We start from the raw sequence: 13,186 nt of genomic DNA on the forward strand, positions 1-13,186 counted from the left end.
GCGACACCCGGCTTCCACAGGCCCCCGCCGCGGCCTCTCATCGACCGCGGCCGGCGGGCGCGGGGGCGTCGTCGTCCGAGGCCTCGGTCGACGCGTGCGGGTGACGACGCTCCAGGGCCGACCCCTCGACGTCCACGTTCGGCAGGATCCTGTCGAGCCAGCGCGGCAGCCACCAGGCGGAGTCGCCGAGCAGGTGCATGAGCGCCGGCACCACGAGCATCCGCACCACGAACGCGTCGACGAGCACGCCGAACGCGAGGGCGAACCCGATCGACCGGATCATCGCGTCCTCGGCGAAGATGAAGCCGCCGAACACCGAGATCATGATGATCGCCGCGGCGGTGACCACGGAGCGGCCCGCCCGGAAGCCCTGGACGACGGCGAGGCGCGCGGGGGCGCCGTGCGCGTACGCCTCCCGCATGCCCGAGCCCAGGAACAGCATGTAGTCCATGGCCAGGCCGAACAGGATGCCGACGAGGATCGTGGGCAGGAAGTTGAGGATCGGCCCGGGGTTGTGCACGCCGAAGACGTTCGACAGCCAGCCCCACTGGTAGATCGCCACCACGCCGCCGAGCGCCGCGAAGTACGACAGCACGAACCCGAGCGTCGCGATCACCGGCACGAGGATCGACCGGAACACGACGACGAGGATGAGCAGCGACAGCCCGATGACCACGCCGAGGTAGAGCGGCAGCGCGTCGGACAGCTTCTCCGAGATGTCGATGTTGCCCGAGGCCGCCCCGGCGACGCCGATCTCGGTGTCGCCGGAGACGGAGGCGCCGTTCGCGCCGCCCCCGACCGACGCCGTGTCGATCGTCAGCGGGGACAGGCCGCGCAGCGTGTGCACGAGCTGCTCGGTGGACGCGCTCGTCGGCCCGTCGGCGGGCACGACCTGGAACGCGAGCGTCCAACCGTCCTCCGACATCCCCGCCGGCGCGACGGCGACGACGTCGTCCTGGGCCGCGAGCTGCTTCGCGAGCGCGAGCTGCGTCGCGACCTCGGTGTCGTCGGTGACCGCGTCGGGCACGTCCGCGACCACGAGCAGCGGACCGTTCACACCGGCGCCGAACTCGTCGGCGACGGTGGTGTACGCCGCGTACGACGTGGAGTCCTCGGGCGCCGACGAGCCGTCGGGCAGGTTGGTCCGCAGGTCCAGCGCCGGGATCGCGACGACGCCGAGCACCGCGACGCCGAGCAGCACGCGGCCCACCGCGACGAGCGTCCGCATTGGCTTCAGCGGCGTCAGCGCCTTCGACGGGCCCGACGCCGCGTGACCGGCGTCGGGCGCGGTCGAGCCCGCCCCGTCGGCAGGGCCGGCCGGCGCGAAGGGGCTGCGCTCCTTGCGGCTGAGGATCCGCATGCCGATGGCGGACAGCAGCGCCGGCGTCAGGGTGACCGCGACCAGCACGGCGACGGCGACCGAGGCCGCGCCGACGGTGCCCATGAGGCCGAGGAACGGGATGCCGGTGACGTTGAGCGCGAGCAGCGCGATGACCACCGTCGCGCCCGCGAACACGACGGCGTTGCCCGACGTGCCGTTGGCGAGGGCCACGGACTCGCGGACCTCGTACCCGTCCTTGAGCTGGTGGCGGTGCCGGTTGACGATGAACAGCGCGTAGTCGATGCCCACGGCGAGGCCGAGCATGAGGCCGAGCACCGGCGTCACGGACGACATCTGCACGACGCCGGAGAACGCGAGAGCACCCAGCGCGGCGACGCCGACGCCGATCAGCGCGGTGAGCAGCGGCAGGCCGGCGCCGATGAAGGTGCCGAGCATGATGACCAGCACGATCGCGGCGACGACGAGGCCCACGACCTCCCCCGGCCCGAAGACGGACGGGGTCTCCTGGGCGATGTCGGAGCCGAAGTCCACGTGCACCCCGGCGACGTCCGCGACGCCGGTCTCGATCGCGTCGATGACGGAGTCCTTGGTCTCCTGGGAGATGTCCATCTGGGCGTCGGTGAACATCACCGTCGCCACGGCCGTCGAACCGTCGTCGGACACGAGCGTGATGCCCGAGGCGAGGTCGAACAGCTCCTGACCCTGCTCGAGCTGCGTGGCCTGCGTGTCGAGCTCGGCGGCTCCGTCCTCGAGCTCCGCGGCGCTCTCGTCGAGGGTGTCCTGCTGCTTGTCGAGCTCCGCGAGGCCGGCGTCGAGCTGGTCCTGCTGGGCGTCGAACCGGGGTGCCGCGAGCTCGGCCTGCCCCGCGGCCTCGGCCTGGGCGCGGGCGTCGTCGAGCTGCTCCTGGCCCGCCTCGAGCTCGGCCCGGGCGTCGTCGAGCTGCTGCTGGCCGGCGTCGAGCTGTTCCCGGCCGTCCGCGAGCTGGTCGCGCCCGTCGGCGATCTGCTGCTGACCGTCGGCGAGCTGGTCCGCCTGCTCCTGCCGGTCGGCCTCGGTGGCGAACGGGTCGACGACGTCCTCGACGCCGTCGACCTTCTTCGCGTCGGCGAGGACCCCGCCGAGGGACTCCTGCTGGTCCGCCGTGAGCTCCGAGCCGTCCTCGGTGCTCAGCACCACGGTGCCGGTGCCTCCCGCGGCCGCGGGCATCTCGTCGGCGAGCTGGTCGGTCACCTCCTGCGTCGGGGTGCCGGGGATCGAGAAGCTGTCGGACAGCGTGCCGGCCCCGACGGCGTACCCGACGCCGGCGATCGCGAGGACGGCGATCCAGGCGGTGACGACGGTCTTGACGCGCCGGGACGCGAAGCGCCCGAGACGGTAGAGGAGCTCAGCCATGGTGTCCTTCGGGTGGGGTGGCGGCAGATGGGGTGGTGGCGGTGGCCAGGGCGGGGGCGAGGTGCGTGAGGAGGCCGGCCCAGACGGCGCGGGCCTCGGCGTCCGAGACGCCTCCGGTGCGGGCGTACCAGTGCCGGTGCAGCACGACGAGGCTGCTCATGGTCTGGGCGACCAGCAGGTCGACGTCGACGGGTGCCGTCCCGGGGTGGCGGCCACGGAGGTCGGCGGCGAGGTCCGCGCTGACGTCGGACAGCGACCGCAGCAGCAGCATCGCCTGGTGCGCCGGGACGACGGCGGCGTCGGCGGAGCCGCCCGTCAGCCCGAGCCCGCGCGTGAGCGAGGCCATCGGCGCCACGAGGTCGGCACGGCGCAGGGCACCCACCAGGTCGGCCAGGACGGCGGTCCGCCGCGCGTGGGCGTCGTCCCGGCGCGGCGGGGGCGCGTCGACCGCGAGGAGCGCGTCGCGCACCATGCCGAACGCGTCCGCGCCCACCGCGGCGACGACGTCGTCCAGCGACGGGAAGTGGTTGAAGACGGTGCGGCGGGAGACCCCGGCGCGCGCGGCCAGCTCGTCGACGGAGAAGCCCACGCCGCCGGCCTCGTTCATCAGGCTGCCCGCGGCGGCCACGATCGCGCGGCGCGTGCGGGCCTTCAGCTCGGCGCGTCGGTCAGGACGCGGCTCCGCGGGGTCGGTGGGCACCCGGCGACCCTAGGTAACTCGTTGCACTCAGTGCAATGAGTTCCCGGGTGGCGCTCGTCTCACCCGGTGTCCGGTTGGCGACGGCTACCGGTGCGTCTGACGGAGACGTCGACGACGACGGCCCGCAGGTGGCGCCTCGGCGTGCGCACGTGCCTGGGCCTCGGCGGCCCGTGCCGCGCGCCGTTCCGCCCAGGCGGCCACGGTCGCCTCGACGTCGCGCGGCATGGTGACCAGCGGCGGGCCGGCCGCCGGCTGGTAGCGGCCGCGCAGGACGCTCTTGTTGAACTCCTCGACCTCCTCGCGCACGTCCTGCTCGGTCCAGAGCTCGTCGAGGCGCCCGTCCAGCGCGGCGTCGTCCTTGCGCAGCTGGATCGACGGCGGCAGCACGACGAGCTTCTCGCGCCGCATGAAGGCCTTGATCCACCAGTCCGGGTCGTGGAGGTCCTGCAGGTCGAGCGGCTTGCCGCTGCCGGGCAGGTCGTCGAAGTCGCCGCGCTCGATCGCCTTCCTGAGCTGCATCTCGGCGAGCAGCGCGATCGCCACCTCGTCGTCGATGGCGACCGCGTACGGGTTGAAGAACGGCGCCGGCGGCTGCTCGTCGGTCATCGTGGGCCCCCGTCCTGGCGCGTTTTCGGTCACCTGTATTATCTCGAGCGTACGACGACCCGGAGGGGGGTGCGATGCCGAAGCTGGTGGACCACCAGGAACGCCGCGAGGCGATCGCCCACGCGCTGTGGCGCGTGGTCGACCAGCACGGCTGGGCCGGCGCGTCCCTGCGCGAGGTCGCCCGCGAGGCGGGGGTCTCGCTGGGGCAGCTGCAGCACTACTTCGCGTCCCGCACGGCGATGCTGGCCTTCGCGACGGAGTTCGCCGCCGAGCGCACCTCCGACCGGGTCGAGCGGGGGCTCGCCGCGCTCGACCGCCCGCCGCACCCGAAGCACGTGCTGCGCGTGGTGCTCACCGAGATGCTGCCGCTGGCCCCCGACTCCCGTGCGTCGAGCCGCATGAGCGCCGCGTACGTCCTGGAGGCGCTGCACGACCCGGCGCTGCGCCGGCAGGCGGGCCTCGGGCTCCGCGAGGGCCGGGCGCTGGTCGAGCGCCTCGTCCGCCAGGCGGTGGAGCAGGGCCAGATCGCCGCCGACCGCGACCCGGACGTCGAGACGGACCTCCTCCTGGCGCTGACCGGCTTCACCCCGCTGCTCGAGCTCGGCGTCATCGAGCCGGAGGCCGCGCTGGCGGCGATCGACCAGCACCTGGACCGCCTCTTCGCCGGAGCTCCATGACGCGTTGCGCGCGGTTCGTCGCCCGCCAGTACCGCCACGATCTGCAGGCATGACGGGGGCCCGTGGGGACTGGCGCACGCCCACCTAGGCGGTCTGCAGGAATTCCGGCTTCACGTTGCGCCGCAGAGCGGTCCCCAGGATGTCGCTCAGGTCCTCCGGCAAGTGGCTCAGCAGCACCTCGAACTGCTCTGGGCTCAGAGTCGCGCGCGGCGGCGTGAGCCCAGTGCCCTCCACCCCCTGCACGATCAGCATGCGTGCGAGCGTCGAGACGGGCACCGCCTGGTACTCGGCCGCCGTCACAAGCTTGTCGTACTGCTCACCGGTCAGACGGACTGATAGGACGCGCGGCTGCGTGCCCTGGCTGTGAGGCCGGGTGCCCACCGCATCGGCTGGCAGCGGCTCGTGGCGAGTCTCCTCAGCCTCGGCTGCAACCTCCCTGATCAGGTCGCGCACGTTGTCACTCATCGGATGCCCCTCGTTCGGCTCGCTGTTCCCTGCTCTCGTACACGGCTACCTCGGACGGGTCGGAGCGCCACGCGCTCGCGCCCCACACGAACCCCGAGCCTGCCGGACCGGGCGGTGATCACCGTGATGACGAACCCCGCCGTTTCCGACCAGCCCACCGTTCGGTTCGACATCCCCTTGCGGCCCTTGGGGTCGGGGATGAACCACACCGCCTCCCGGTCGCTGTACGCCTCATTGGCCCACTGCGGATCGATGTCCGTCTCTCCAGGCTGACCCTTGCGACCTCGTCGGTCGCGGATGTGCGCGTCTGCGTGACGCCAGTCGGGGAGGATCACCGCCATGCACTACAAACTACTACGGACCATACCGCGGCGTACAGGGACCACTGGACGCGTGCTCGCCCGGTTCCCCCGAAAGGCGCAATGCAGGTTCCGTCCTCCGCCCCAAGACCCGGCCCCCTGCTCCCGGGGAGGCTCGGGGTACCGGCGTGGCGAACGACCGCCGGACGACGAGGGAGGGGACGGATGACCACCATCCGGATCGACGGGCTGCACAAGTCCTACGGCGGCTTCGAGGCCGTGCACGACGTCGGGTTCACGGCGGAGCCCGGGCGGGTCGTGGGCCTGCTGGGCCCGAACGGCGCGGGCAAGAGCACCACGCTGCACGTGCTGCTCGGCCTGGCCCGCGCAGACGCCGGCACGGCGACGTTCGACGGCCGGCGCTACGGCGAGCTCGAGCACCCGGCACAGGTGGTCGGCGCCCTCCTGGACGCCGGCGGGCTGCACCCCGGCCGCACCGGCCGCGACCACCTGCGGGTGCTCGCCACGGCGTCCGGGCTCCCGGGCCGCCGGGTCGACGAGGTGCTCGCCGCCGTCGGGATGATCCCGGCCGCGGACCGCCGCGTGCGCACCTACTCGCTCGGCATGAAGCAGCGCCTCGGCCTCGCCACCGCGCTGCTCGGCGAGCCCGACGTCCTCGTCCTCGACGAGCCCGCCAACGGGCTCGACCCCGCAGGGATGCGGTGGCTGCGCGAGCTGCTGCGTGCCTTCGCCGACGACGGCGGCACGGTGCTGCTGGCCAGCCACGTGCTCGGCGAGGTGGCGCAGGTCGCCGACGACCTGGTCGTCATCGGCCAGGGTCGCGTCGTCGCCGCGGGCACGCTGGGCGAGCTCGTCACCACCGACCGGAGCCTCGAGGACGTGTACCTCGACCTCACCGCCGCCACCGAAGGAGTCCGCTGATGTCCGCCGTGCTCGGGGCCGAGCTGCTCAAGCTGCGCACCACCCGCACCCCGTGGGTGATCGGGGCCGTCGCGCTCGCGGGGATGCTGCTCACCCAGGCACTCACGCTCGTGCTGCCGCGCACCCTCCGCGCCCTGGAGGGTCTCGGTGGGTCGGACGCCGGGTCCCACGTCGGGGCGCAGCTGTCGCCGGCCGACACCAGCGAGCTCCTGTCGGGGCTCGCCGCGGCCACCGACCTCGGCTCCGCCACGGCCCAGCGGTCGCTGCTCGACCTGCTCGGGCAGGGTCCGGCGTCCGGCTCCAGCGGCGTCACGACCCTGTGCGTGCTGCTGCTGGGCGTGCTCGCGGCCACGGCCGACTTCCGCACCGGCGGCATCGTGCCCACGGCGCTCGCCGTCCCGGACCGGCTGCGGGTCCTCGCGGGCAAGGCGGGCGCGACGGCGACCGTCGCGCTCGCGATCGGCGCGGCGCTCGCGCTGGTCACCGCCGTCGGGCTGGTCCTGGCGGTCGCGACGACGCCGGGCGCGGGCCTGGCGATCGGGCCCGGTGAGGCGCTCGGGGTGTGGGCACGCGGCCTCGCGGTCATGGTGCTGCTCTCGTGGCTCGGGCTCGCCGTCGGTACCCTCGTGCGGGGGCAGGTCGCGGCGATCGTCGTGGTCGTGGCGCTCGCCCTCGTGGAACCGATGATCCAGGCCGCCGCGCTCGTCCTCACGGGTGGTGCGACGACGGCGACGTCGTGGCTGCCGATCACCCTCGGCTCCCTCGCGTCGGCGGGTCAGGGCGCAGCCCAGCTCTTCGGGGCGACGTCGGACGCCGGGGCGGGTCTCGGTGCCGCCGCTGCGCTGGCGGGGCTGGTCGCCTGGGCGGCCGTGCTGCTCGTGGTCGCGGGGGCGGTCTTCCGGCGCCGTGACCTTGCCTGACGTCGGCAGGAAACGGGCCTGACCAGCCACGATACGCTCTGCCGGGCCCCGGGCGGCGTACCGTGGGCCCGGCTCGACGCCCACGCGAAGAGCTTGCGGAACGCTCGGAATCGACGGAGGACCTGTGCTCGACGCGCTGCGACGGCGGCTCGACGCCCTCGGCGTCCGGACCCCCATGCGCCGCGACGCGCTGCTCGGCGGCGTGGTCGCGGCGCTGTCCGTGGGGCTCCTCCTCGCCATGCTGCAGCTCGTGTCGTCGAGCCTCGGCGAGACCCTCGGCACCCAGGCGTCGGTCGACGGCATGAGCACCGGGGCGCTGGTGGCGGCGTGCGTCGTCCTCGTCGGGCAGGCGATGGCGCTCACGCTGCGGCGCCGCTTCCCGATGCTGTGCCTCGCGCTCGTCATCCTCGGGCAGCTCGCGCTGGCGCCGCTGCTGCCGCCGTTCATGAACTTCCAGGCGCCGGCCACGCTGGTGGCCGCGTACTCGGTGGGGGTGCTCGCCCCGCGGCGCCCGGCCCTCGGCGCGGCGGCGGGCGCCGCCGTCGTGCAGGTGCTGCTCGGGTACGTGCTGGGCGGGCCCGCGACGGTCGCGGAGCTGGGCGTGCCCGTCGGCGCCCAGCTGTGGGGCGGGCTCGTGTCCACGCTGCTCATCTACCTCGGTGCGGTCCTCGGCGGGGCGTACGTCGGCACCCGGCGCGAGCTCCTGAAGCAGCTGCGGGCGCGCGTCGCCCAGGCCGAGCGGGAGCGCGAGGCGCTCGCCGCGCAGGCCGTCCTCGCGGAACGCGGCCGCATGGCCCGCGAGCTGCACGACGTCGCGGCGCACCACCTGTCCGGGATCGTCGTGCAGGCGGCCGCGGCCGAGCGACTGGTCGAGGGGGACCCCGAGCGGGCCAAGGAGTCGCTGCGCTGGATCCGCAGGCAGGGCCGGGAGACGCTCGAGAACCTGCGGCTCGTCGTCGGCATCCTGCGCGACACCGGCGAGGGCGACGACGCGCCGTCCGCCCCGCAGCCCACGCTCGCGGACGTGCCCGCGCTGCTCGACCTCGCCCGCAGCACGGGCACGCGCGTGCAGGAGACGCGGCGCGGAGAGCCCTACGACCTGCCGCCCACGGTGCAGCTCACGGTGTACCGGGTGCTGCAGGAGTCGCTCGCCAACGCGCGCCGGCACGCGCCGGGCAGCGCCGTCGACGTCGAGACCCTGTACGACGAGGACGAGGTGGCCGTGACGGTGCGCAACGGCCCCGCCGACCGGGCGGTCGCGACCGCCCCGCCGGAGGCGGGCCCGGGGCACGGCGTCATCGGGATGACGGAGCGGGCGGAGCTCGTCGGAGGGCGGCTCACCGCGCGGCGCACGTCCGGCGGCGGTTGGCTGGTGCGGCTCGTCGTGCCGCGCCCCGCGGGCGCGCAGGACCGGCAGGTGCGCGCCGGGCAGGGCGCCCGATGACGCGGGTCGTGCTCGTGGACGACCAGGCGGTGGTGCGCGCCGGGTTCACGGTGATCCTGCAGAGCGAGGGCCTCGAGGTCGTGGGGGAGGCGTCGAACGGCGCGGACGCGGTCCGCGTGGCACGGCGCGAGCGGCCCGACGTCGTGTGCATGGACGTGCGGATGCCGGGCGGTGACGGCATCACCGCCACGCGCGAGCTCGCCGGACCGGGCGTCGCCGACCCGGTGCCCGTGCTCGTGGTGAGCACCTTCGACCTCGACGACTACGTGTTCGGCGCGCTGGAGGCCGGCGCGTCCGGCTTCCTGCTGAAGGACGCCGAGCCGGACGTGCTGGTCGACGCCGTGCGCCGGGTCGCCGCGGGCGACGGCCTGGTGGACCAGACCCTCACGCGCCGCGTCATCGACGAGTTCGCCCGCCGTCGCGGGCCCGTGACGCCCGACGCCGAGGCGGCCGGCCTGCTCACCGCCCGCGAGCGCGAGATCGTCGCGCTGCTGTGCCGCGGGTCGTCGAACGCGGAGATCGCCGCGGCGCTGTTCCTCGAGCCCAGCACCGTGAAGTCGCACCTGAGCCGGATCATGACGAAGACCGGCGCGCGCGACCGCGTGCAGCTCGTGGTGTGGGCGTACGACGCCGGGCTCGCCGTGCCGGGCGCCTGACGCTCGCGTCTCATCCTCCTCTCATGGACGCCGCCTAGGCTCCGGGCCGGCCCGTCGACGCGGGCCTCTCAAGGGGAGGACGATCGATGTCGATGCTGCGCGGGGCGGTCGCGCTCCTGGGGCTGCGGGGTCCCGTCGCCGCGCTCGCCGTGATGCTGCTGGCCGTCGTGGGCGCGCTCGTCGCGGCGTACCTCGGCCACCGGCTCGCCGGGTGGCCCGGCGAGCCCGGGTTCCGCCTCGGTCGTGAGTGGGGCTACGGCGAGGTCCTGTTCGCGGTGATGGTCGCCTGGACGGCAGGGCTGCTCGGCTGGGCCGCCGCCCGCCGCCGCTGGCCGGTCCTCGCGTTCTGGAGCCTCGGGTTCGTCGCGATGCTCGTGGACGACAGGCTGATGCTGCACGAGCGCGCGGGCGCGTGGCTCGCGCGCAGCCCGGCTCCCGTCGCCGACCCCGCGCTCGGGGAGCTGGTGTGGCTCGCGGGGCTCGGCCTGGTGCTGGGCGGGATGCTGCTGGTGGCCCACCTCCGCGCGGGAGCCGAGGCGCGGGCCACGTCGCGCGCGCTCCTCCTGCTCGTGGGGGCGCTCGCGCTGTTCGGCGTCGTGGTCGACCAGCTGCACGTGGCCGTGCAGGGCCAGGCCCCGCACACCTACCTCGTGACCGCCGTCGAGGAGGGCGGCGAGCTCGCCGTGCTGGCCCTCGTCGTCGCGTTCGCGTTCGCCGTCGCGTGCGCCGGCCACACGCCCGGCCGGCGTCAGCCGTTGCCGGCGTCGGAGGCGCGCCGGCCGGCGGAGGCCAAGGTCAGGTAGGGCGCCGGGCACCCGACGTCGCCGGTCGCCGCGTCCGCCCGGGCGGCGACGTCAGCGCTCGAGGACGTCGACAGCGGTGTCCAGGCAGTGCAGCGCGCTCGGAGGGTCCACGCGCACCAGCGTGAACGCGCTGATGACGAACGCGGTGCAGATGTCGGCGAGCCGGTCGACCTCCGGGCCTTCCGCGTCCGGCCGCATCGCGACCACCCCGCGCCGGAGGGCGTCACGCAGCTCGGCGCGGTAGTCGGCGACCGTCTGCCGGACCGCGTCGTCGGAGGCGATGGGCGAGCTCGAGGTGTTGACGAGCAGGCACCCGGCGGCCCCCTGCACCTCGTCCGCGCGGGCGAGCGCCGCGCGCAGCCCGGTGAGGTAGGTGACGAGGGCGCCGGGGGAGACGTCGTCGGCCACGAGGGGGCGCAGGCGCGGACGCACGACCTCGTCGAGGTAGCTCTGCACGGCCGCGTCGAAGAGGCCGCGCTTGGAGCCGAAGGCGTGGTAGATGCTCGACCGGTTCAGCCCGGTGGCGCGCTCCAGCGCCGGCACCGACGCCTCCGCGTAGCCGTCGCGCCAGAACACCTCGCGCGCTGCCCGGACCGCCTGCTCGGTCTCGAACCCCTGCGCCCTGCCCATCGTGCCTCCAAGTTGTGTAACGCTCGTTTCAGTATATACAGTGGACCGACCGTTACAGAATCGCTCCGGTGGTCCGCGCCGGGCAGGCAGCAGGGAGAACCGATGGTCGTCGCAGGGCTCGTCCTGGCAGGGATCGCCGCCGCGCTCCACGTGTACATCTTCTGGCTCGAGTCCGTCGCGTGGACCACGCCCCGGGCGCGCGCGGTGTTCGGCACCACCGAGCAGGAGGCGTCGGCCACCCGCGAGCTGGCCTACAACCAGGGCTTCTACAACCTGTTCCTCGCGCTCGTGACGGCCGTCGGCATCGTCCTCGTCGCCGCCGGCACCACGGGTGCGGGCGCGGCCCTCGTCCTGGCCGGCACCGGCAGCATGCTCGCGGCCGCCCTCGTCCTGTTCCTGTCCTCGCCCGACAAGCGCCGCGCCGCCGTCACGCAGGGCACCCTGCCGCTGCTCGCCGTCGTCGCCCTCGTCGTGGGCCTCGTGGCCTGACCGGCCGCCCCGCCCGCCACCGTCCCCACCCGGAAGAAGGCTCCCCCCGCATGTCCTCGATCGTCAGCACCCAGATCCAGCTCGCCGCCCGCCCCACCGGGTGGCCCACGCTCGACGACTTCCGCACCGTCGAGGTCACCTACGGCGACCTCGAGCCCGGCCAGGTCCGCGTCGCCAACGAGTTCGTCTCCGTCGACCCCTACATGCGCGGGCGCATGAACGACGTCAAGAGCTACACCCCGCCGTTCGCCCTCGGGGAGACGATGACGGGCGGCGCGATCGGCCGGGTGCTCGAGTCGGCGTCGGACGACGTCCCCGTGGGCGCCGTGGTCCTGCACCAGCACGGCTGGCGGGACGTCGTGCAGGAGGACGCGCGCGGGTTCCGCGTCGTGCCCGAGATCCCGGGGGTGCCGCTGTCGCTGCACCTGGGCATCCTCGGCATGACGGGCCTCACCGGCTACGTCGGGCTCACCGCCATCGCCGGCATGAAGCCGGGCGACACCGTCTTCGTCTCCGGCGCCGCGGGCGCGGTCGGCACGGCCGCGGGCCAGATCGCCCGCCTGCTCGGCGCGAGCCGCGTCGTCGGGTCGGCCGGCTCGGCCGAGAAGGTCGAGCTGCTCACGTCGAAGTACGGCTACGACGCGGCGCTCAACTACAAGGACGCGCCCGTGCGCGAGCAGCTCCCGGACCTCGTGCCCGGCGGCGTCGACGTCTTCTTCGACAACGTCGGCGGCGACCACCTCACGGCGGCGCTCGACGTCATGAACGACGGCGGCCGGGTCGCGCTGTGCGGCGCCATCGCCGGCTACAACAGCACCGACCGCCTGCCCGGCCCGGACAACATGGCGAACCTCATCACCCGCGGCCTCATGCTCAAGGGCTTCACGCTCGCCGGCTACCTCGAGCACGCGCCCGCCTTCCGCGAGCTCATGACCGGCTGGTTCGCCGAGGGCAAGATCGCCTACGACGAGACCGTCGTCGACGGCATCGAGAACGCCCCGCAGGCGTTCCTCGACATGATGCGCGGCGCCAACACCGGGAAGATGGTCGTCCGCACGGCGCGCTGAGGAACCCGGCGCGCCGAAGGGCTCACCCTGGCGCCGTTGGTCGCCTGGGCCGGCTCGGACGGGTCGTCGAGGCGGCCGACCGTAGGCCCGGTGTCGGGCCGGGATCCGTGCGATTCCGGCGGCCCGTCGCTCGGCCACGGCCGCCTCTGGTTGACTCTGCGGGTGCGGCGCGGCGGAGCGCCCGCCGATCCTGCGGAGGGAGCCGACGGTGGACGGGTGGAGGTCGCGACCCCTAGGTGGGGTCGTCGTGACGTGCGGGATCGTCGCCGCGGTCGTGGTGCTGGCCGGCTGCAGCGCGCCCGCGGACCCTCCGCCTGACGCCGCCCCCTTGCCGGTGGCGTCGACGGCGGAGCCCCGGCCCACGACCACGGCGCCGGACCTGTGCGCGACCCTGCCGTCCTCCGTCGCCGGCACGAACGAGCCCGGAGAGCCTGACGGCGGCTACGAAGGGTGGTTCAACGGCACGCCGTCCGACGCCGAGGGGAAGGTCCTCACCGATCCCGCGGACTGGCCCGACGAGATGCGCGAGCACCCCCGGGTCGCCCTCGTGAACACCTGGTCGAACACCGTCGTCGCGTCCTACGACCGGGTCCGGTGCGGGGAGGTCGAGGGGTGGGAGGTGCCGCAGGACACCTCCGGTTGGCCGGAGGGCTCCCTGGTCGTCGTGGACGTGTCGACGGGTGAGGTCGTCGAGCACTTCCCCGTCGGTCGCGACGGGTGACGGTGCCACCTCGTCCGAAGGGCTGACGCTCGC

General features: G+C 74.3%; 15 protein-coding genes. 9 read left to right on the forward strand and 6 right to left on the reverse strand.

What is annotated here, in order from left to right:
* Positions 1-37 precede the first annotated feature (37 nt).
* From ACH436_RS17435 to ACH436_RS17445, 3 genes are all read right to left on the reverse strand, one after another.
* Complete coding sequence (locus ACH436_RS17435; protein WP_430561460.1) at positions 38-2,734, reverse strand: MMPL family transporter; 2,697 nt, start codon at positions 2,732-2,734, stop codon at positions 38-40.
* A complete protein-coding gene (locus tag ACH436_RS17440) occupies positions 2,727-3,434 on the reverse strand; it encodes a TetR/AcrR family transcriptional regulator (RefSeq protein ID WP_430561461.1) in 708 nt (235 codons plus the stop codon). Before ACH436_RS17440 ends, ACH436_RS17435 begins: the two co-directional genes overlap by 8 nt.
* A gap of 84 nt (positions 3,435-3,518) precedes the next feature.
* On the reverse strand, positions 3,519-4,040 hold the full coding sequence (locus ACH436_RS17445; protein WP_430561462.1) for a DUF1992 domain-containing protein: 522 nt from the start codon (positions 4,038-4,040) through the stop codon (positions 3,519-3,521).
* A gap of 74 nt (positions 4,041-4,114) precedes the next feature.
* Between ACH436_RS17445 and ACH436_RS17450 the strand changes: the two genes are divergently transcribed.
* Positions 4,115-4,717 carry a TetR/AcrR family transcriptional regulator gene (locus ACH436_RS17450; protein ID WP_430561463.1) on the forward strand — a complete coding sequence of 201 codons (603 nt, stop codon included), beginning with the start codon at positions 4,115-4,117 and terminating at the stop codon, positions 4,715-4,717.
* 84 nt (positions 4,718-4,801) lie between these two features.
* On the opposite strand, the gene ACH436_RS17455 is transcribed toward ACH436_RS17450, so the two are convergent.
* Together ACH436_RS17455 and ACH436_RS17460 are read right to left on the reverse strand one after the other, a co-directional pair.
* Positions 4,802-5,182: a hypothetical protein gene (locus tag ACH436_RS17455; protein ID WP_430561464.1), complete on the reverse strand. Its 381-nt coding sequence runs from the start codon at positions 5,180-5,182 to the stop codon at positions 4,802-4,804.
* On the reverse strand, positions 5,179-5,523 hold the full coding sequence (locus ACH436_RS17460; RefSeq protein ID WP_430561465.1) for a hypothetical protein: 345 nt from the start codon (positions 5,521-5,523) through the stop codon (positions 5,179-5,181). The genes ACH436_RS17455 and ACH436_RS17460 overlap by 4 nt, the downstream gene beginning before the upstream one ends.
* A 183-nt stretch (positions 5,524-5,706) precedes the next feature.
* Here ACH436_RS17460 and ACH436_RS17465 point away from each other — a divergent pair, with 183 nt between their 5' ends.
* From ACH436_RS17465 to ACH436_RS17485, 5 genes are all read left to right on the forward strand, one after another.
* Positions 5,707-6,423 (forward strand): ABC transporter ATP-binding protein, encoded by a 717-nt coding sequence (locus ACH436_RS17465; RefSeq protein ID WP_430561466.1) that lies wholly within the window; start codon positions 5,707-5,709, stop codon positions 6,421-6,423.
* Complete coding sequence (locus ACH436_RS17470; RefSeq protein ID WP_430561467.1) at positions 6,423-7,343, forward strand: hypothetical protein; 921 nt, start codon at positions 6,423-6,425, stop codon at positions 7,341-7,343. The genes ACH436_RS17465 and ACH436_RS17470 overlap by 1 nt, the downstream gene beginning before the upstream one ends.
* Positions 7,344-7,467: 124 nt before the next feature.
* A complete protein-coding gene (locus ACH436_RS17475) occupies positions 7,468-8,787 on the forward strand; it encodes a sensor histidine kinase (RefSeq protein WP_430561468.1) in 1,320 nt (439 codons plus the stop codon).
* A complete protein-coding gene (locus tag ACH436_RS17480; protein ID WP_430561469.1) occupies positions 8,784-9,443 on the forward strand; it encodes a response regulator in 660 nt (219 codons plus the stop codon). Before ACH436_RS17475 ends, ACH436_RS17480 begins: the two co-directional genes overlap by 4 nt.
* A gap of 86 nt (positions 9,444-9,529) precedes the next feature.
* Positions 9,530-10,246: a hypothetical protein gene (locus ACH436_RS17485; RefSeq protein ID WP_430561470.1), complete on the forward strand. Its 717-nt coding sequence runs from the start codon at positions 9,530-9,532 to the stop codon at positions 10,244-10,246.
* Between the two features lie 51 nt (positions 10,247-10,297).
* On the opposite strand, the gene ACH436_RS17490 is transcribed toward ACH436_RS17485, so the two are convergent.
* Positions 10,298-10,876, reverse strand: a complete 579-nt coding sequence (locus tag ACH436_RS17490; protein ID WP_430561471.1) for a TetR/AcrR family transcriptional regulator — start codon at positions 10,874-10,876, stop codon at positions 10,298-10,300.
* Between the two features lie 102 nt (positions 10,877-10,978).
* Between ACH436_RS17490 and ACH436_RS17495 the strand changes: the two genes are divergently transcribed.
* From ACH436_RS17495 to ACH436_RS17505, 3 genes are all read left to right on the forward strand, one after another.
* On the forward strand, positions 10,979-11,365 hold the full coding sequence (locus ACH436_RS17495) for a DUF1304 domain-containing protein (protein ID WP_430561472.1): 387 nt from the start codon (positions 10,979-10,981) through the stop codon (positions 11,363-11,365).
* Positions 11,366-11,415: 50 nt separating this feature from the next.
* The gene (locus ACH436_RS17500; RefSeq protein WP_430561473.1) at positions 11,416-12,432 is read left to right on the forward strand and encodes an NADP-dependent oxidoreductase; all 1,017 of its coding nucleotides are present in this window, start codon (positions 11,416-11,418) and stop codon (positions 12,430-12,432) included.
* A 247-nt stretch (positions 12,433-12,679) separates the two neighbouring features.
* Complete coding sequence (locus ACH436_RS17505; protein ID WP_430561474.1) at positions 12,680-13,153, forward strand: hypothetical protein; 474 nt, start codon at positions 12,680-12,682, stop codon at positions 13,151-13,153.
* Positions 13,154-13,186: the final 33 nt, after the last annotated feature.

Origin of the sequence: Isoptericola sp. NPDC019693 (genome assembly GCF_044389085.1) — a bacterium.
Taxonomy (GTDB): domain Bacteria; phylum Actinomycetota; class Actinomycetes; order Actinomycetales; family Cellulomonadaceae; genus Isoptericola.